At 39.1% G+C, this 19477-nt stretch carries 17 protein-coding genes; 8 read left to right on the top strand and 9 right to left on the bottom strand.

Annotated features, from left to right (window positions below):
• Positions 1-49 precede the first annotated feature (49 nt).
• The gene (locus LY11_RS16685; RefSeq protein ID WP_111634787.1) at positions 50-751 is read left to right on the top strand and encodes a CoA transferase subunit A; all 702 of its coding nucleotides are present in this window, start codon (positions 50-52) and stop codon (positions 749-751) included.
• Between the two features lie 14 nt (positions 752-765).
• The gene (locus LY11_RS16680; RefSeq protein WP_111634786.1) at positions 766-1425 is read left to right on the top strand and encodes a CoA transferase subunit B; all 660 of its coding nucleotides are present in this window, start codon (positions 766-768) and stop codon (positions 1423-1425) included.
• Here LY11_RS16680 and LY11_RS16675 read toward each other — a convergent pair.
• Positions 1417-2070 (bottom strand): uridine kinase family protein, encoded by a 654-nt coding sequence (locus LY11_RS16675; protein ID WP_111634785.1) that lies wholly within the window; start codon positions 2068-2070, stop codon positions 1417-1419. The two genes, LY11_RS16680 and LY11_RS16675, sit on opposite strands and share 9 nt — an antisense overlap.
• The gene (locus LY11_RS16670) at positions 2060-3340 is read right to left on the bottom strand and encodes a DPBB and LysM peptidoglycan-binding domain-containing protein (protein ID WP_111634784.1); all 1281 of its coding nucleotides are present in this window, start codon (positions 3338-3340) and stop codon (positions 2060-2062) included. The genes LY11_RS16675 and LY11_RS16670 overlap by 11 nt, the downstream gene beginning before the upstream one ends.
• A gap of 184 nt (positions 3341-3524) precedes the next feature.
• On the opposite strand from LY11_RS16670, the gene LY11_RS16665 reads away from it, so the two are divergent.
• Both LY11_RS16665 and LY11_RS16660 read left to right on the top strand, forming a co-directional pair.
• Entirely contained in the window at positions 3525-4004 is a 480-nt protein-coding gene (locus tag LY11_RS16665) for a Dps family protein (RefSeq protein WP_111634783.1), read from the top strand.
• Positions 4005-4107: 103 nt separating this feature from the next.
• Positions 4108-5916, top strand: coding sequence for a UbiD family decarboxylase (locus LY11_RS16660; RefSeq protein WP_111634816.1), 1809 nt, complete (start codon positions 4108-4110; stop codon positions 5914-5916).
• Positions 5917-5978: 62 nt separating this feature from the next.
• Here LY11_RS16660 and LY11_RS16655 read toward each other — a convergent pair whose 3' ends face one another.
• Both LY11_RS16655 and LY11_RS16650 read right to left on the bottom strand, forming a co-directional pair.
• Positions 5979-7511 carry an OmpP1/FadL family transporter gene (locus tag LY11_RS16655; RefSeq protein ID WP_111634782.1) on the bottom strand — a complete coding sequence of 511 codons (1533 nt, stop codon included), beginning with the start codon at positions 7509-7511 and terminating at the stop codon, positions 5979-5981.
• A 23-nt stretch (positions 7512-7534) separates the two neighbouring features.
• Positions 7535-8482 (bottom strand): hypothetical protein, encoded by a 948-nt coding sequence (locus LY11_RS16650; protein WP_111634781.1) that lies wholly within the window; start codon positions 8480-8482, stop codon positions 7535-7537.
• A gap of 107 nt (positions 8483-8589) precedes the next feature.
• Between LY11_RS16650 and proS the strand changes: the two genes are divergently transcribed.
• The 4 genes from proS (at position 8590) to LY11_RS16630 (ending at position 12640) form a co-directional block, all read left to right on the top strand.
• Complete coding sequence (proS, locus tag LY11_RS16645; RefSeq protein ID WP_111634780.1) at positions 8590-10062, top strand: proline--tRNA ligase; 1473 nt, start codon at positions 8590-8592, stop codon at positions 10060-10062.
• 33 nt (positions 10063-10095) lie between these two features.
• Positions 10096-11235, top strand: a complete 1140-nt coding sequence (locus LY11_RS16640; RefSeq protein WP_111634779.1) for a cystathionine gamma-synthase — start codon at positions 10096-10098, stop codon at positions 11233-11235.
• A 92-nt stretch (positions 11236-11327) separates the two neighbouring features.
• Positions 11328-12107: a TIGR02757 family protein gene (locus LY11_RS16635; RefSeq protein ID WP_111634778.1), complete on the top strand. Its 780-nt coding sequence runs from the start codon at positions 11328-11330 to the stop codon at positions 12105-12107.
• Positions 12108-12130: 23 nt separating this feature from the next.
• Positions 12131-12640: a DUF1905 domain-containing protein gene (locus LY11_RS16630; protein WP_111634777.1), complete on the top strand. Its 510-nt coding sequence runs from the start codon at positions 12131-12133 to the stop codon at positions 12638-12640.
• Between the two features lie 59 nt (positions 12641-12699).
• Here the strand turns inward: LY11_RS16630 and LY11_RS16625 are convergent, their stop codons facing one another.
• The 5 genes from LY11_RS16625 to LY11_RS16605 all read right to left on the bottom strand — a co-directional run bounded on the left by LY11_RS16625 (position 12700) and on the right by LY11_RS16605 (position 19437).
• Positions 12700-13425, bottom strand: a complete 726-nt coding sequence (locus LY11_RS16625) for a polyprenol monophosphomannose synthase (RefSeq protein WP_111634776.1) — start codon at positions 13423-13425, stop codon at positions 12700-12702.
• A 161-nt stretch (positions 13426-13586) separates the two neighbouring features.
• Positions 13587-15503, bottom strand: a complete 1917-nt coding sequence (locus LY11_RS16620) for a peptide MFS transporter (protein ID WP_211321583.1) — start codon at positions 15501-15503, stop codon at positions 13587-13589.
• A 72-nt stretch (positions 15504-15575) separates the two neighbouring features.
• On the bottom strand, positions 15576-17237 hold the full coding sequence (locus LY11_RS16615) for a peptide MFS transporter (protein WP_111634775.1): 1662 nt from the start codon (positions 17235-17237) through the stop codon (positions 15576-15578).
• Positions 17238-17347: 110 nt separating this feature from the next.
• The gene (locus tag LY11_RS16610; RefSeq protein WP_111634774.1) at positions 17348-18259 is read right to left on the bottom strand and encodes a hypothetical protein; all 912 of its coding nucleotides are present in this window, start codon (positions 18257-18259) and stop codon (positions 17348-17350) included.
• Entirely contained in the window at positions 18259-19437 is a 1179-nt protein-coding gene (locus LY11_RS16605; protein WP_111634773.1) for an acetyl-CoA C-acyltransferase, read from the bottom strand. The genes LY11_RS16610 and LY11_RS16605 overlap by 1 nt, the downstream gene beginning before the upstream one ends.
• Positions 19438-19477: the final 40 nt, after the last annotated feature.

The following is a 19477-nucleotide window of genomic DNA, read 5'->3' as shown; positions in this document are numbered from 1 at the left end:
ATTTTGCCGGGGTGGTTTTTATCTATAATTTAGCGACCAAACCAAATATATGATCAATAAGAGAGTAGCGGATGCCGATGAAGCAATCCGCGATATTATAGACGGACAAACGATTATGCTTGGAGGTTTCGGACTATGTGGTATTCCTGAGAAGTGTATTGCTGCATTAGTGAAAAAAGGCGTGAAAGAGCTGACTTGTATTTCTAACAATGCAGGTGTGGATGATTTCGGAATTGGCCTGCTGCTGAAAACCCGCCAGGTAAAGAAAATGGTTTCTTCTTATGTAGGAGAGAACGCAGAATTTGAGCGCCAGTTGCTGAGTGGAGAATTAGAAGTCGAACTGATCCCTCAGGGTACATTAGCGACCCGCTGCATGGCAGCTGGTTATGGGATGCCCGTAATTTATACCCCTGCTGGTGTAGGTACTGAAGTAGCGGAAGGTAAAGAAACCAGAAATTTTAATGGAAAGGATTACCTGATGGAATATGCTTTTGACGCAGATTTTGCGATCGTAAAAGCATGGAAAGGTGATACTGCAGGAAACCTTGTTTTCCGCTCTACAAGCCGCAATTTTAACCCGGTCATGGCTATGGCAGGTAAAATTACAATTGCTGAAGTAGAAGAGCTGGTAGAGCCAGGTGAGCTTGATCCTGACCATATCCATACTCCTGGCGTTTATGTACACCGTATTTTCCAGGGTTCAGGTTACGAGAAAAGAATAGAGCAGCGCACAGTAAGACCACGTAATTAACCAATCAAATATTTATGTTAGATAAGAACGGAATTGCGAGACGTATCGCCAAAGAATTAAAAGATGGTTATTATGTGAATTTAGGGATTGGTATTCCTACACTGGTAGCAAATTATATCCCTGATGGAATTAATGTTGTGCTGCAATCCGAAAATGGTTTGCTGGGTATGGGCCCTTTTCCTTTTGAAGGAGAAGAAGATGCTGATATGATTAACGCTGGAAAACAAACAATTACTACTTTGCCTGGTTCTTCAATTTTCGACTCAGCAATGAGCTTTGGTATGATCAGAAGTCAGAAAATTGACCTGACTATATTAGGGGCAATGGAAGTTTCTGAGAACGGGGATATTGCCAACTGGAAAATTCCGGGGAAAATGGTGAAAGGAATGGGTGGTGCAATGGATTTAGTCGCTTCAGCAAAAAATATTATTGTAGCCATGCAGCATATCAATAAAGCAGGAGAGAGTAAGTTATTGCCAAAATGCACTTTGCCATTAACTGGTGTAAATTGTATCCGGAAAGTAGTTACAGAATTAGCGGTACTTGATATTTTACCGGAAGGTGGTTTCAGATTAATTGAAAGAGCACCGGGGGTGAGTGTTGACTTTATTAAACAATCTACCTCAGGAAAGTTATTCGCTGAGGCAGATGTGAAAGAAATGGATCTAAACTGATCGCTGTGAGCTCAGTATAGTTTCTTTTAATTCGTCTGATATTTCTTTAGAAGTGGCGATAATATCTTCCGCCACATGTTTATTGTTAATGATAATTTTCTGACAAGATTCCTTATAAGGAAGCAGAAATTGTTTGTAAGCAGGCATAACGTGGTTAACCCATTGGTACATAATCATATCACGGGTATAACCACGTTCTATCTCGTCTCTTGAGATTCTGCGGTTAAGTGTGATTTCTTCATCTGCGTCCATGAATATCTTCAGATCGAATAACTGAGATAGTTCCGGGTAATGAAATACAAATAAACCTTCTACAATTATTATCGGCGCACTCGTTATATTCATTAAACGTGCGCTTTCTTCATTAATATTGAAAGTATATTCTTTTCTTGAAATTGACTGACCATCAATAAGCAATTTTAAATCATCCAATAATTTGGTGTCATCTATTCCCTCCGGCAGGTCAAAATTGACCCATCCGTTCTCATCTACCTTTTGTTCACCAATTGGTTTGTAATAATCATCCTGTGAGATTAAACATACTTCCTCTGTACTGAAATGGTGGAGAAAACATTTTAAAAAGAATGTTTTTCCTGAACCACTACCTCCAGCAACACCTATTATATAGGGTTTATTATTGTTCATTCGCTTGTCCACTGTACGTTAAATTGCACAAAAACCTTTTATCCAATGCGCCCAACGCATCGGCTACCGCTTTTGTGACTACAATAATAACATCTTTTGTGGACTCATTCTCAGTAAATTTACCAACAACCTTTGCAAACGTAGATCTGTTGCTCATCGGATTGGTGATTTTCATGATAGTTCCTATAGGTGCAGTACGGTGAAGTACCAGCATTTTTGAAGAGTCTAAATCTTTATCCATGATCCAGACTCCAGCTCCTTTTTCATCCATTTGACTCAGTCCATAACGGCTGGCCGGTAATCTTAATGAAGGGTTTTTAACGGATTCTATAGTATCAACATCTTTCGGGTCTGAGTCGCTAGTGCGCTCATTTTTAACTGGATACTGTCCGTTTATCAGCAGTTTCTGACCCACGTAAAGTGAGTTGGTCGTTAAATTGTTTTTAGCTTTTAACTGATCAAGGGTCAGGTTGTACCTGGTTGCAATAGAATACATCGTTTCATTAGATGCAACCGTATGTTCAACAAACTGATTTTTGTCTGGAGTGCCTTGATTTACTGGCTTAGCAGGTTCAGATTTAACAACAGGGATTTCTGATTTTTTTACAATTTCAGGTTTTTTCTCCTGAGCCGGAACTGGTGTCGGCGCAGGTGTTGGATGTGCAGGCGTTACTACTGGTTTTGTCTGAACAGTTTGTACCGGTGCTTCTTGTAACGGAGTTGAGGATGTTGTTTCTTCTGCTCCGGCTTTTACAGGCATTTTTAGAATCTGACCAATTTTAAGGTTAATCGTCTTCAGGTCATTGATCCGTTTAATATCTGCTACTGTTGTACCATATTGTCTGGCCAGCATCATTAAGTTTTCTTTGGGCTGAACTGCGTGTTCTGTAAATTCTGAGTTTCCCTGATCAGGAGTCGTTTCTGCTGGCTTATTTACTACAACAGCCTGTTTAGCAGGTTCTGCATGTTTAATGGCTGCTGTTTTTACAGCAGGAACTGCAGCAGGCCCTGAGAAAGGGACATTTGTTGGTACTTTAATTAAAACTCCGATAGAGAGGAATTTATTTTCATTGTAAGCGATGATTTCCTTCGGGCTTACATTATATCTTCTCCCAAGGGAGTAATAAGTGTCTTTAGCAGCAACCTGGTGTAAAATAAGTTTTTTGCCATTCAGATTCTCAACACCTACGGAGTCTCTTAGCTTATTAGCCTTAACTGCTGATACGTTCAGGATAAGACCAAATAATAACGGTATATATAATTTTTGCATTAACGTTCTTGTGAATGATTAATTAGGCAATTATACGAATAATATATAAGAGCCTCAATTCTGAGTATTAAACGACAATTATATGTCTCTATTGTATCATATAGTTTTTTTTCAAAACCATTTAAGGCCTGCAATTGTTCCTCTATCATAGATTAACAACCCACAAATTAAATAAAAATACATTATGGACGCAAAAGAAATTAGTTTGAGTGAAAAACAAGTTAAGCCAGTCGTAGATTTACTGAATGATTATCTTGCAAACTATCATATTCATTATCAAAAGCTAAGAGGATGTCACTGGAATATTAAGGGACAGAATTTTTTTACATTGCACCTTAAATTTGAAGAATTATATACGAATGCACAATTGACTATTGATGAAATAGCCGAACGTGTTTTAACTTTGGGAAAACCACCACATAGTCGTTTTGAAGATTATATTAAAGAATCGGGAATTAAAGAAATCAATACAATAGGTCTACAAGATTTAGCGATGGTTGATGCTGTATTAGAAGATATGGCACATTTAATTCAATTAGAACGTGAGTTGCTGGATGCGACCTCAGCAGCAGGTGATGACGGTACCAATGATATGGTGAACCGTTTCATGCAGTTTAAAGAGAAAAATACCTGGATGTTACGTTCATTTGCCGGTAAAAAATAATAGGGCATATGCTCTTCGTTTAATAATGAAAAACCATGCTCAGGCATGGTTTTTCTGTTTTAATGACCTTTACAAACAAGAAATCTTAATACCTTTGATGCAGATGGGATATAAAAGCTTAGCCGAATGTGTGGCTGATTTAGAAAAACATGGTCATTTACTCCGTATCAAAGAAGAGGTAGATCCTTATCTGGAAATGGCAGCTATACATTTAAGAGTGTATGAGCAAAAGGGCCCTGCATTATTTTTTGAGAATATTAAGGGAAGCCCTTTTCCGGCAGTCTCTAATTTATTCGGAACTTTAGAAAGATCGAAGTTTATGTTTCGGGACAGCTTACCCCGTGTAAGTCAGCTGGTAGATTTGCGTTCTGATCCTATAAAGGCGCTCAAGAATCCTTTTAAATTTGCTGGTGCTGGTCTTACTGCTTTTTCGGCTTTGCCATTACAACAGCGTTTATTTAAAACTGCCTTTAAAAAGACAACAATTAGTCAGTTGCCACAAATTGTAAACTGGCCAATGGATGGCGGGCCTTTCGTCACCATGCCACAGGTATACACAGAGGATGTCAATAAGCCCGGGATATTTAATGCTAATCTGGGGATGTACCGGATTCAGCTTGCTGGAAATGATTATATAAAAGATAAAGAAATTGGATTACATTATCAGATCCATAGAGGAATAGGGGTACATCAATCTAAAGCGAATGCAAAAGGAGTACCACTGAAAGTGAGTATTTTCATAGGCGGGCCTCCATCGCATCCGCTTGCAGCAGTAATGCCATTACCTGAAGGTTTGTCAGAAATGACTTTTGCAGGCGCATTAGGTAACCGCCGTTTCCGTTATTTCTATGATGAAGAAGGGTTTTGCTTATCAGCAGATGCTGATTTTATCATCACCGGAACAGTATATCCACAAGATAATAAGCCAGAAGGTCCGTTTGGTGATCATTTAGGCTATTATAGTCTGACTCATCCTTTTCCTTTGATGAAAGTACATAATGTATATCATAAGGAAGATGCGATCTGGTCCTTTACAGTGGTCGGCCGTCCGCCTCAGGAAGATACGAGCTTTGGTGCACTGATCCATGAAATTGCCGGATCAGCTCTGCCACAAGAAATACACGGATTAAAAGAAGTTAACGCAGTAGATGCAGCCGGAGTACATCCCTTATTATTTGCGATTGGCAGTGAAAGATATACTCCGTTTTTAAACGAGCGCAGACCGCAGGAAATACTGACTATTGCAAACCATATTTTAGGTAAAAACCAGTTGAGTTTAGCTAAGTATGTGTTTATAGCAGCGCGGGAAGATAATGAGGCATTGAATACTCATGATATTGAAGTTTTCTTAACACATATATTATCACGTATAGATTTAAAGAGAGATCTTCATTTCCATACCGAGACAACAATTGATACCCTGGATTATAGTGGTGAAGGTTTGAATAGTGGTTCTAAAGTTGTATTGGCTGCTGCGGGGGGTGTCAAAAGAACATTGTCTGAAGTACTGCCTGCTGGTTTTACATTACCAGAATCATTTGGTACTTATCATTTTGTAATGCCAGGTATACTTGCGGTTACGGCTGAATCTTATACTACGCCGCAGGAGGCTGCTATTTCAGTAGCAACACTGAATATTCAGTTAAAGGACATACAGTTAGAAGGACTTGCTTTAATTGTATTGTGTGATGATGCTGCATTTGCAGCTGAGACTATAAATAACTTTGTCTGGGTAACTTTTACCAGAAGTAATCCTGCGGTAGATATTTATGGGATAGGAGAGTTTACAACAAACAAGCATTGGGGATGTACGGGGCCTTTAATTATTGATGCAAGGAAAAAGCCGCATCATGCACCGGAACTTATTAAAGACCCGGAGGTAGAAAAAAAGATAAACAGGTTTAAAATCTGATTTCCTATTGTATAAAAAAACCCTTGCTGAATTTCAGCAAGGGTTTTTTTATACTCTTATATTTAGAATCTTACACCAACGGTCATGAAGATATTATTTCTTGCCACTTTAGTAGATGCTATTGGCTCCGAACCATTATCCAGATAATATGGATTGAAGAAGTTATTAGTTTCTATACGCTGATAAGCTAAATCTATATAATACTGATTAATACGGTAACCGATACCACCAGAATAAGATTTGATAGCAGATAAATTACCTGGATCTTCTTTATAAGGTGTGCCACTGTATCCATAACCAGCTCTTAAGCTGAAAAGATCAATTTTATATTCTCCACCAACTCTGAAGTTAACGGCACTGGTATAGCTATTTTGGATATAATTATTATTACTGTTGATCACAGCAGGGTAACCATCGCTTTCTGAAATTTTTGTAGACTTGTAATCTACATAATCAACGTCAGCAGTTAACAAGGCATTTTTACCAAGAATAACACTTGCTCCTAATGAACCTTTGTATGGAGTTCTTACATTATAATTGAAGTTCGTATTCATGTAATCACCAGGAGGCAATTGAGTGCCACCAGAAAAACGTGTATCAAGTGTTTCGCTTGTATTTACTTCCATGTGCATCCATGTTGGTGCCTGGAAAGTTGCGCCTAATCTTACAGCTTCAACAGGTTTATAGATTAAACCTAATCTTCCTGTGATACCTGCTCCGCTTGTATTGCTGTTTACCATGTTAAGCAGGTTATAGGTCGTTCCTACATATGGATTTGGCTGATTAAATTTATCAGTTGCATCTGAAGGGTTTGAAACAATAGTTCCTGTTTCACTATAAGCTGAACTTGTTTCATAACGTACATTTACAAAGCCGATACTTGCACCCAGGTAAAGATTGTTAGAGATATTCATCGCTCCTGAGAAATTCAGTTCAGATGTTGAACCACGACGAACTTCACTCTGGCTTTGCGTATTGTTGTTAGCTGAGGTAGCAGGCACGTACTGATCAGTAGTATTAGGGACTTTATCAATTAAGAAATTGTCAAAAGCTGCTCCTTCAATACTCCCCTGGTTCAGGCCTCCTGGAGTATATCCTCTTGCGCGCTGAGCCCAGTCTGTAGCAATAGAACTTTGCATGTTTTTTCCTGAGTAGTTATTCTCAATACTAAAATCATTGTTTCTGTTATAACCTATACCAAATACTAAACTAACTACACCTTTATTTAAGTTACTGCCTTTTGGTCTGACAACCGGGTTGTACCATACAGCTGCAGCCTGGTTTAAATTAAACTTGTCCTTACTGGTATTTGTATTTTGACCCAGATAGTTAGAATTCGCCTGTATAATATTGAATTCTGGTGTTATACTAAACTCTGACCGGGTAAACATTCCTAAACCAGCCGGGTTACCACCAATAGAACTGATGTCTCCGCCTAAACTTGTTTGCGCATTTCCTAAACCTTTGAAACGTGCTGAACTTCCGTAGTCAGTTCGTGAAAACCTCAAAGCGTCATTTGCATAGATGCTCTGGGCATAAATATTACCTGTAGTGCCTACTATAGCCACTGCCAGGATTTGTATGAATTTTTTCATTTAGATATTAAATACATATAAGTTTAGTTTCTACCACTGCGTCCGCCGCCGCCGCCACCTGATGATCTGCCACCGCCACCACCGCCGCCGCCATAGCTACCGCCTGATGATCTGCTTGGACCAGGACTATAAGAAGATCTTTCACTATTACCTCTTTGTTGTTGAGGAGCATAGTTTTGTGATGATCTGTCAGGTCTTGTTGTAGACTGTCCATAAGATGATCTGGAAGAATTACCCTGACTTCTGTTACCGCTTCTGCCATAGCTTGTGTTCCTGCTATTTCCATAACCGTCAGCTCTGTTTCCATAGTTTCTGTTTCCATCCGGATTTGATCTGCTTACGCCAGAGCCATTATAATTGCCTCTTCCGCCATAGCTGTTTCCTCTTCCTGAATAATTAGAATTTCCACTTCTGCTATCTCTGTTGTATGCTGGTCTGTAGATGCTGTTAGATCTGTAACCGCCGCCCCAGCCGCCACCATAATAACCGCCGCCATAATAGCCACCACCATAGAAGCCTCCGCCCCATAGTCCGCCATAACCGCCGCCCCATCCCCAGGGAGAATAGAAAGGAGAATAAAAGCCGCCACCAAATCCCATTCCAAAGCCTAATCCTGAGTAATAAGGAGAGTAACCGCCGCCATAAAATCCATCATAATAAAAAGGATCATAATAGCTTCTGTAAGGGCTGCCGTAATAAAATCTATTGATACGGGATGAGTAATCCATGTCAGCATATAAATCGCTGCTGCCATAATAATCATCATTATCGTTATTTCCGTCGTTATAGCCGTCATTTACTGATTGCGAGGAATATGTGCGCTCAGGTGCGGTATACTCTACCGCTTTGGCTGTTGAGCCATAAACATCGTCATTATGACGAGTTTGCTGGGCCATTTGGGGAGCAGAGCAGGAGGACACGGCGAGAGCCGTAACGACCAGCATGCTGTAAAATAAATGGTTAGGTTTCATAATATGTGAGTTCTTTGTGTGTGTAAACAGTTTTTTTGTAGGCATAAATTTATAAATTTGTAGCCTAGCATGCAAGTTATTTAACACAATAAACGTTCCAAACAGTTATGAGCAAAGGTATTACAAGTAAAAACGAGGATTATTCCCAGTGGTATAACGACATTGTTATGAAAGCCGATCTGGCAGAACATTCCGCTGTAAAAGGATGTATGGTTATAAAGCCCTATGGCTATTCCATTTGGGAGAAAATGCAGGCTGTTTTAGACCAGAAATTTAAAGACACAGGGCACAGTAATGCCTATTTTCCTTTATTCATTCCTAAGTCATTTTTTTCTAAGGAAGCAGCGCACGTAGAAGGTTTTGCGACAGAATGTGCAGTTGTGACACATTACCGTCTTAAAAATGATGGAGAAGGCAATATTATTGTTGATCCGGAAGCGAAATTAGAAGAAGAATTGATCGTAAGACCAACTTCAGAAACCATTATATGGAATACTTTCAGAGGATGGGTACAGTCTTATCGTGATTTACCTTTGCTAATTAACCAATGGGCAAATGTAGTCAGATGGGAAATGCGTACGCGTCTTTTCCTGCGTACTACAGAATTTTTATGGCAGGAAGGTCATACTGCTCATGCAACCTCTGAGGAAGCGGTAGCAGAAACAAAGCAAATGCTTGATGTGTATGCTGATTTTGCAGAAAAATGGATGGCATTGCCAGTTGTTAAAGGGGTGAAAACGGCTAACGAGCGTTTTGCAGGTGCATTGGATACTTATTGTATCGAGGCACTGATGCAAGATGGAAAAGCTTTACAAGCAGGTACTTCTCACTTTTTAGGTCAGAATTTTGCCAAAGCATTCGATGTTAAATTCACGAATAAAGAAGGTAAAATTGAACACGTATGGGCAAGCTCATGGGGTGTTTCTACACGTATGATTGGTGCACTGATCATGGCACACAGTGATGATTTAGGCCTGGTTTTACCACCTATGTTAGCTCCGATACAAGTTGTTATTGTCCCTATTTACAAGAATGACGATGACTTTAATAATATTACTGCTTACGTTAACGAATTAACTCCTAAACTTAAAAAACTGGGTGTATCTGTGAAATATGACAACAGAGATTCTCAGCGTCCTGGATTCAAATTCGCAGAATATGAATTGAAAGGTGTGCCGGTACGTTTAGCTATTGGTGGCAGAGATCTTGAAAATGGTACTGTGGAACTGGCCAGAAGAGATACTGGTGAAAAGAAAACAGTAAGTCAGGAAGGTCTGGATATTTATATCGTTCAGTTATTAGATGAGATTCAGGAGAATATCTATAAAAAAGCTTTCGATTACAGAAAAGAGCATATTACTGTTGCAAACACATACGACGAATTAAAAGACCTTTTAGACAACAAAGGTGGATTTATTTCTGCACATTGGGATGGTACGCCAGAAACAGAGCAAAAAATAAAAGAAGAAACAAAGGCTACAATCAGATGTATACCGTTAGATAATAAGTTGGAAGACGGAATTTGTATCTATTCAGGTAAACCATCTGTTCAACGTGTTTTATTCGCCCGTGCTTATTAAGCTCCGGGCATCAAAAATTTAAAAAATAGCAACATGAAATTTGCAACTAAAGCCATACATGCAGGTCAGGAACCTGACCCAACAACAGGAGCGGTAATGACTCCAATCTATCAAACCTCTACCTACTGGCAAAAATCGCCGGGTGAGCACAAAGGCTTTGAATATTCGAGAGGAACAAACCCGACCCGTCAGGCATTGGAAAATTGTCTTGCTGCACTGGAAAATGCAAAATATGGTATGGCTTTCTCTTCAGGGATGGGTGCTACAGATACCGTTTTGCGTTTATTGCAACCAGGTGATGAGGTCATTACAGGTAATGACCTTTACGGAGGCTCATACCGTATCTTTACTAAAGTATATGCGAAATACGGTATTAAATTTCATTTTCTGGATCTGTCAAAACCAGAAAATATGCTACCATATATCAATGATAAAACCAAGCTGGTATGGATTGAAACACCTACCAACCCAACAATGCAGATTATTGACATTGAAGGCGTAGCTAAAATCACTAAAGAAAAAGGACTGATCCTAACCGTAGATAACACTTTTGCTTCTCCGTATTTACAGAACCCGATTGATCTGGGAGCTGATATTGTGATGCACTCGGTGACCAAATATATTGGCGGTCACTCTGATGTAGTGATGGGTGCTCTATTATTGAACGATGAGCAATTGTACAAAGACCTTTGGTTTATCTATAATGCTTGTGGAGCAACTCCAGGCCCACAGGATGCTTTCCTTGTTTTAAGAGGTATTAAAACTCTGCACCTGCGTATGAAAGCGCATTGCGAGAATGGTGAGAAAGTTGCCCGTTTCCTTAAAACCCACCCTAAGATTGATAAAATCTACTGGCCTGGTTTTGAAGACCATCCTAACCATGATATTGCGAAAAAGCAGATGCGTGGTTTCGGAGGAATGGTTTCTATCACCCTTAAAGGTGCCGATTTGGCAGAAACATTCAGAGTCGCTTCTTCTTTCAAAGTATTCACTCTGGCAGAATCATTAGGCGGAGTTGAATCATTGATCAATCACCCAACGTCAATGACTCATGGCTCGATCCCTAAAGAAGAACGTGAAAAAGTAGGGGTAACAGATAACCTGTTACGCTTAAGTGTTGGAGTAGAAGATATTGATGACCTTTTAGCTGATTTAGCACAAGCCCTGAGTTAATCAGGAAGCTCTTTAGCACCAATTCATAAATTATTACAAACATATAAAGCCAGTTTAAATTTTTTAAACTGGCTTTTATAAATAAAAAACCATTGGAATTTTTAGAACTAAAGGACTTTCTTGACATTAAAGTTGCGCAATATAACAGGCCTGACTTCATCACAAATGACCCAATCTGTATTCCACATCGTTTTTCTAAAAAACAAGACATTGAAATTGCTGCTTTTTTTGCGTCAATTTTGGCCTGGGGACAACGTAAAACCATTATCAATAAATGCACAGACCTCTTTGACCGGATGGATAACGACCCCTACAATTTCATGCTGCATCACGGTGATGAAGACTTGCGTCGTCTACTAAACTTCAAACACAGGACTTTTAACGATACCGATCTTCTTTACTTCGTCTCATTCTTTAAACATCATTACACGCTTTCAGACAGCCTGGAAACGGCCTTCCTGCCAGCAAACTTTGGTCAGGTGGAAAGTTTCACTGCCGAACACGCCCTGAATCATTTTCGTACCTATTTCTTTAGCCTTCCTGACTCACCCCGAAGAACCGTTAAACACATTTCTTCACCTACTCAAAAATCCACCTGCAAAAGACTCAATATGTTTTTGCGCTGGATGGTACGCAAGGACCAGACAGGAGTAGACTTTGGCGTATGGACAACCATTTCTCCAGCCGACCTGATTTGTCCCTGTGACGTACACGTAGACCGTGTTGCACGCCGACTTGACCTGATTACCCGTAAACAAACCGATTGGAGAACTGCTGTTGAGTTGACCACAGAACTTCGTAAATTTGATCCCTCAGACCCTGTAAAATACGATTTCGCACTATTTGGCCTCGGTGTAGAAGAGAAATTTTAAACCTAAAATGCTATCTTTAAATAATGATAACTTTTGAAGCAGAAATAGAACGCTTCTCCAAAATGGGCGAGAAAACCGGGTGGACATTCGTGACCATTCCAAAAGATATAGCCAATCAAATCAAACCCGGCTGCCGTAAAAGCTTTCGTGTGAAAGGACTTCTCGATGAACTGCCGGTAACCGGTATGTCCTTTATCCCAATGGGGGAGGGAGACTTTATTCTTGCCCTGAATTCCACCGTACGTAAACAATTAAAAAAAGAAGAAGGTGCAAAACTCTGTCTGCAACTTGAAGAAGATAAAACCTTCAAAATAGAAATGCCAGAAGACCTGGAACTCTGTCTGCTGGAAGAAAGACATTTTTTAGAGAACTTCCTTAACCTTCCTAAATCCCACCAGAACTATTATATCAACTGGCTAAACACCGCTAAAACAGAAACTACCCGTATTAAGCGGCTCACACAAATTGTCATCGCTATGGATAAGAAGCAAAATTTCTCTGAAATGATGCGGAGCTATAAAAACGACAAATAGCCAAAATGTAATCAATTTCTCCAGGAGGAAAAACCTTTAGAAATCTATTTTTATTAGAGTTATCTCTTATAACTCCTGAACCAACTCGTAATCTTCATTTGAATAACCCCCACAAAAGCCTCCCTAAAAATCCTCGTACTCATTTTAGAAGTCCCTTCCGTTCTATCCGTAAATATGATCGGTACCTCAACTACATTAAACCCATATTTTATCGCTGTAAACTTCATTTCAATCTGAAACGCATACCCTACAAACTTAATCTTATCAAAAGGAATAGTTTCTAAAACAACCCGCTTATAACACTTAAAACCAGCAGTAGCATCCTGAATATTGATCCTGGTAATCAATCTTACATACATTGAAGCAAAATAAGACATCAACACCCTGCTCATCGGCCAGTTTACCACATTAACCCCCCTTACATAACGCGAACCAATAGCCACATCAGCACCCTTTACACAAGCCTCACGTAACGCAAATAAATCATCCGGATTATGAGAAAAATCGGCATCCATTTCAAAAATATAATTGTAAGAATGCTCTAATGCCCACTTAAAACCATGGATATAAGCAGTTCCTAAACCCAATTTTCCAGTTCTTTGCTCCATATGTAACCCCGGAAACTCCAACTGTAACCTCTTTACAATATCAGCCGTTCCATCAGGTGATCCGTCATCAATAATTAAAACCTCAAAAGAAAAACTCAGGTTAAAAACCTTACGGATAATCTTCTCAATATTTTCTTTTTCGTTATAGGTGGGGATAATGACTAAGCTGTCTGACACGTGTGTAGAATAAATGGTAATAAATTATTTGCGAAAATATTGATTAAAATTGAAATTAACCTAATTATCAAGTGATTTAACATCCCTTAACAATAAACCCGTTAAAAAATAAAGGGCTGTAATTTAAAAAACTACAGCCCTCTATTACTCTTGTTTCTTAATTAAGAAGTCGCATTCATTGTTTTCTGTAACCACTTGGTGATGAAAAACAAGATCACCGAAGCAATACCCGCCATTACTACAAATAACATAAAGAAATCATATAGATTTTTGATCGTATACCCAAGGAAAGTAGGTTTCTCAGGATTAAGATTATAAACCTCTACTACAGAAGCAGTCTTATCACTACCCTTGATAATATAAACCTCAGTTTGAGCCGCATTCGTACCTAATAAGAATTTACCCTCCTTTTCACCAGCAACAGCTAATTTCGCAATTTCTGTTTCATCTAATTTTCTAGGAGAAATTCTGTTGATTTTATTCGTATCAATAGTCACAGCCTGTTGAACAGCAGTAATAGAAAGTGCTACTAAAGAATCAGGACTAAGGGAATGAGAGTTCTTTTTAACCGTACTCAAATCCCACTGCTGTATATTCTTTTTGTTATTCGCAACCTGTTGCCAGTCAATCGCGCTATTTGTCAATACTAAAGGACTAACCTTATATTCTGCTACTTTAGCTTCCTCTTCCGGATACTTAGAACTTAATTTTCCTGCCAATACGTTTGCACCTGCATTTGCAAGGAACCATACCGCCATTAAAAGAGAAGAAAGTTTTAGCGGAGAAAGCTTATTCACCAATGACAATCCAATAGGAGAAAGACATAACTCACCCCAGGTGTGGAAAGCGTACATACCAATCAGGTAAATCATACTCACCTTTATTCCTGCACCAACATCTTTAACACCAGTTGCAATGACAAGGTATCCAAGAGCAAGCAGCATTAAACCCAATGCCATTTTAGTAGGAGCAGAAGGTTCTCTTCTACCCAGTTTAATCCACAACCAGGCAAATACCGGTGCAAATACAACTACGAAAATTGAATTTAAAGATTGGAACCAACTAGAAGGAACTGTGAAGAAACCCAGGTTTCTTTGGGTCTGCTCTTCAGCAAAAAACGTTAATGAAGCTCCTGCCTGTTCGAAAGCACTCCAGAAAAACAAAACAAAGAAAGCTACTATGAAAATTACTGAGATCTTTTTCTTTTCAATCTTCGAAAGTGTTTTATCCGTGAAAATCATGATGGCAATACCAACTACTGCAATAATCAGCAGGTAGCTTAGATAACTCACAATTTTAGCATCAATGTATAACATGCCTACGCATAACGCAGAAAAAGCAAATAAACCAAGATAAACCAAAACTGGTGAAACTTTTTTGTCACCAGGATTAGCAGGTTTTAAACCTAAAAGATCTCCATTTGGGTCACGAACATACTTATCTCTGAAATTGATAAAAACTACAACCCCAATACCCATTGCTATTGCAGCAGCAAGGAACGCCCACTTAAAGTCGGCAGGATTACCAGTATCACCAAAATATCCACAGATAAAAGGGCCCAGAGCACCACCAACATTGATCCCCATATAGAAAATCGTGTAAGCAGCATCAATACGGCGATCACTCTTAGGATAAAGCTGGCCTACCATTGAAGATATGTTTGGTTTAAAGAAACCATTACCCGAAATCATGAAACCTAAACCTGTAAAGAACAAGAAGGTTGAAATATCTGGCATCGTATGATAAAGGGAGGCACAGCCGAACATAATCAGCTCTCCCAATGCCATCAGTATACCACCGGTTACAATAGATCGTCTGTTTCCCCAGTATCTGTCGGCGATAAAACCACCAATTAATGGAGTCAGGTATACAAGACCTGTATAACTTCCATATAAATTTGACGCAAATGCTTTGTCAAATAATAAGGCTTTGGTCATGAAAAGCACCAAAATAGCCCGCATACCGTAGTAATTGAAACGTTCCCACATCTCGGTAGCGAACAGTACATATAATCCTTTTGGATGGCCTTTTTGAGCAGCGTCTACTTGCTCCGGCTTAAGGATTTCAGATTGATCCATAAATATTGTTTTATAGTTTAGTTAAATTTAAAAGTTCGCAAATTAATTCTAATTATTGGTTTTTCCCCGTAACTATTTTATTCCTTTTTCCTCCATAATACCATTCAGCCATTTCAAAAGAAAGAAAGCAATAACAGCAGAGAAAAGAAGAAGACTAAAGTTTACCCAAAAGAAATTGGCTTTATTTTCATAAGTATCCCAAAGCGTAGCCAGTACACCTGATAATTTATTTCCAATAGAAGTTGCCAGAAACCAGCCGCCCATCATCAGGGAAGTGATTCTTACCGGACTCAGCTTCGAAACCAAGGACAACCCCATAGGGCTTAAAAACAATTCTCCAATAGTAATTACACCATATCCAGCTACCAGCCATAAGACTGAAACTTTTTCAGCGCCATTACCACCAGAATAAACAGCACCGATCATCACCAGTACTGAAAGCGCTGAAATGAATAAGCCGAATGCGATTTTTGTAGCTGTACTCGGTTCCCTGTTTCTGTTACGTAACCAGGTGAAGAACGCGACTACTAATGGAGTCAGTAAAATTACCCACGCTGGATTTATCGATTGACTTAGATTAGTTGCCCAAAGCTCGACTTTGCCACCTTCTGCAGGAAGCTTGTTTGCTGGGATATTTTTAAAATAAGTTGGGTAATTGTATTCTTTTAACACAATTCCGTCTTTCTTTTGAATGCGGAATGCGTTGTCATATAAAGGTATAGAGTCTTTCGAATAGGTGAAGTTTTGTGAGAAATTAAGTTTAGAGAATGTCTTTTCAGCAACTGGATTTTGTAAATGTCTGTCGGTATAACGATCAGCCCAGGTTGTTAATGCAGTACCATTTTGTTTGAATACCGCCCAAAACAAGATGACAACAGCAAATATTGTCAGTAATGCAGCAATAGGTCTTTTTTCATCTTTATCAGCCTTAGCGAGTAAAGAACCGTAAAAATAAATTACGGGTACACAAGCGAAGATAAATGCGTCAGTAGAAGCAGAACCAACCAGTGCATGCCCCATTAATTTAGTGGGAAGCACCCAGCCTATTACTCCTGCAATAACAGAAGGAACTAAAATTACCAGTACAATTTTCAAGAAGGACATGTCGCCTTCTTTCACCCCCTTTTTAACATCAAAAGCTCTGTAATGCTTCATTCCGTAGATGAAAATAGCTACCCCAATGAACATTCCAATACCTGCTGCAATAAACGCATAACCCCAGCCCAGCATAATGTACAATGCTGCCCCAAAGAAATTACAGATAAAAGCACCGATATTAATACCCATATAAAAGATATTATAACCTTCATCTTTTTTATCAGAATATTCAGGTGTAGAATAGATATTACCCAGCAGGGTAGATATATTTGGTTTGAAAAACCCATTTCCAATAATGACCAGTGTCATGGAAAGATATAGGATTGGTAAACTATGTATTGCCATCATGCAATATCCCACACCCATAAGCAGTCCACCAAGGATGATTGATTTTGCATAACCTAAATAACGATCGGCAATTAATCCGCCTAAAAATGGAGTAAGAAAAACAAGCGCTATAAAAGTGCCATACAGGTCGGCAGATTCAGCTTCGGTCATTGAAAAACCGGCTTTAACATCTTTTAAATATAGGGTAAAGATCCCTATCATCAGGTAATATCCAAAACGTTCCCACATTTCAGACAGGAAAAGAAAAGTCAGTCCTTTCGGATGCTTTACTTTAATGGCTTCATTCATCAATTTCAAAAATTAGTTGTGTGTTAGCGAAGTGACGCATCGCGCAATATAAGGACATGACCCCGTAATCACAAATTTAAGCCCTATAGAGGCGGTATTTTGCTTAAAAACTAGTTCTTTACAGTTGGTGTTTCTTTAGGTTTAGGGTCTATATAAAAATCATCCTTTGCATCGGGATCATTTTTTAATTCAATATTTTCCATCAATTTCAGTTGATTGCCCGCCAGGCGATAACCATCAAAACTTGAATCGGAAGCATAGTATTCAAAATTCCCTTCCATATTAGGATCAAAAGGTGCAAGATGATCAAATACAATCATTTGCTCATTCTTGTCCAGTCTTAAGGTCATGGAATTCAACTTGTTGTATTCAAAGACAATTCTGTTTTTCAATGGTGTATTCTTGGGGCCCTGGAAAATTGACTTTCCAAATTTCAGTTCATCATTTACAAATGAAAGGACCTCAATAACCTTTTTAGAAGTTTTGCTGGTATTGCCTTTCCAGCCAAGAAGTACATAGGAAGTATTTTGTCCGCTTACAATCAGCGGGACAATTTCATAATACCTTGCACCGTACCATTGTTTATTAGTAGTGATCTGATTCGTATCAGTAATATGGTCTGTGTCATCAATCAGCGGGTAAAGCTTTAGTTTCCCGTCTTTGGTGGCCATTTGAACAGTGCCAAAAAAGCGGTACGTACCTTCCACAGTGGGAACATACCAGGAGAAAATCCGGAAAGTATTGTCCGGTGACTTTACAACAGAGATTGTTTGCAGGGAATCGAAAGCAAAATCAAAAGATGAAGGTGTTTTCAAAGCTGCTACCAACGTTTTGATGAATTTAGAATTCTGTTCAAAACGGTCAATATTATTAGGCGCTGTAAATAAGATTTTAGTGATTTTCACCAGAGAATCCTGGTACTTATTCAATTCAGCTGTACCCGAACTGAGCTGTGCGGAGACATTTGTGGCCGCACAGCTCATCAGGAATACTATAAAAAAGGGTTTGAAAACCTTAAACATTAATTTAAATTTTCAATAACCAATGCACTTGCACCACCACCACCATTACAAATTCCGGCAACGCCGATTTTACCATTGTTCTGATTCAGGACTGAAAGCAAAGTCACTACTATACGTGCACCTGAAGCACCCAGTGGATGTCCCATTGCAACTGCACCGCCATTTACATTAACTTGAGACTCAGCAAGCCCCATTTCCTGGTTATTGGCTAATGAAACTACAGAAAAAGCTTCGTTGATCTCAAAGAAATCTACATCAGCAATACTTTTTCCGGCTCTTTGTAAAGCTAATGGAATAGCTTTCGAAGGTGCAGTGGTGAACCATTCTGGTGCTTGTTGCGCATCAGCATAACTTAAAATACGTGCCAGTGGTTTTAAACCAAGTTCTTTTGCTTTGTCTGCACTCATTAAAACCAATGCAGCTGCACCGTCATTTAATGCAGAAGCATTTGCTGCAGTAATTGTTCCGTCTTTTTTGAATACTGGTTTCAAACCTGGTAACTTATCAAAATTAACTGAGTAAATATCTTCATCTTTATCGACGATTGTTGCATTTCCTTTACGGTCAACTATCTCAACAGGAATGATTTCTGCATTGAATTTGCCATCATTGATAGAAGCCTGTGCTCTTTTATAAGAACTCACAGCGTAATTATCTTGTGCCTCACGGCTAATATTATAAGTTGATGCACATAATTCGGCAGCAGAGCCCATATGATAATCGTTATAAACATCCCATAGGCCATCCTTAACCAAACCATCGGTTAATTGTCCATGTCCTAATCTGTAACCTGTTCTGGCTTTATCAAGATAATAAGGAACATTACTCATGCTTTCCATTCCACCAGCAACAACAATATCATTTTGTCCTAAAGCAATGCTTTGTGCTGCAAGCATGATTGCTTTAGTACCAGAAGCACAAACTTTATTAATCGTGGTCGCAGGGACATCGGGTAAACCGGCAAATTTAGCTGCCTGAGTAGCTGGTGCCTGACCTACATTTGCAGATAAAACATTACCCATATATACTTCCTGTACATCTTCAGGTTTAATTCCCGCTTTTTCAACAGCAGCTTTAATGGCAAAACCTCCCAGTTGGGTAGCTGTAAAACCTGACAGCGAACCGCCGAAACTTCCAATTGGTGTCCTTAATGCTGATACAATAACTACTTCTCTCATTTGTCTCTATTAAATTTGGTTGTTGGCAAATCTAATAATT

Source organism: Pedobacter cryoconitis (genome assembly GCF_003259615.1).
GTDB classification, from domain to species: domain Bacteria; phylum Bacteroidota; class Bacteroidia; order Sphingobacteriales; family Sphingobacteriaceae; genus Pedobacter; species Pedobacter cryoconitis.
Note: the sequence above shows the minus strand (reverse complement) of the source record. Positions and strands in the feature narration are given on the sequence as shown.

Coding starts and splice junctions, on each gene's coding strand:
- LY11_RS16685 (WP_111634787.1), top strand. CDS start 50: ATGATCAATAAGAGAGTAGCGGATGCCGATGAAGCAATCCGCGATATT.
- LY11_RS16680 (WP_111634786.1), top strand. CDS start 766: ATGTTAGATAAGAACGGAATTGCGAGACGTATCGCCAAAGAATTAAAA.
- LY11_RS16675 (WP_111634785.1), bottom strand. CDS start 2,070: ATGAACAATAATAAACCCTATATAATAGGTGTTGCTGGAGGTAGTGGT.
- LY11_RS16670 (WP_111634784.1), bottom strand. CDS start 3,340: ATGCAAAAATTATATATACCGTTATTATTTGGTCTTATCCTGAACGTA.
- LY11_RS16665 (WP_111634783.1), top strand. CDS start 3,525: ATGGACGCAAAAGAAATTAGTTTGAGTGAAAAACAAGTTAAGCCAGTC.
- LY11_RS16660 (WP_111634816.1), top strand. CDS start 4,108: ATGGGATATAAAAGCTTAGCCGAATGTGTGGCTGATTTAGAAAAACAT.
- LY11_RS16655 (WP_111634782.1), bottom strand. CDS start 7,511: ATGAAAAAATTCATACAAATCCTGGCAGTGGCTATAGTAGGCACTACA.
- LY11_RS16650 (WP_111634781.1), bottom strand. CDS start 8,482: ATGAAACCTAACCATTTATTTTACAGCATGCTGGTCGTTACGGCTCTC.
- proS (WP_111634780.1), top strand. CDS start 8,590: ATGAGCAAAGGTATTACAAGTAAAAACGAGGATTATTCCCAGTGGTAT.
- LY11_RS16640 (WP_111634779.1), top strand. CDS start 10,096: ATGAAATTTGCAACTAAAGCCATACATGCAGGTCAGGAACCTGACCCA.
- LY11_RS16630 (WP_111634777.1), top strand. CDS start 12,131: ATGATAACTTTTGAAGCAGAAATAGAACGCTTCTCCAAAATGGGCGAG.
- LY11_RS16620 (WP_211321583.1), bottom strand. CDS start 15,503: ATGGATCAATCTGAAATCCTTAAGCCGGAGCAAGTAGACGCTGCTCAA.
- LY11_RS16615 (WP_111634775.1), bottom strand. CDS start 17,237: ATGAATGAAGCCATTAAAGTAAAGCATCCGAAAGGACTGACTTTTCTT.
- LY11_RS16610 (WP_111634774.1), bottom strand. CDS start 18,259: ATGTTTAAGGTTTTCAAACCCTTTTTTATAGTATTCCTGATGAGCTGT.
- LY11_RS16605 (WP_111634773.1), bottom strand. CDS start 19,437: ATGAGAGAAGTAGTTATTGTATCAGCATTAAGGACACCAATTGGAAGT.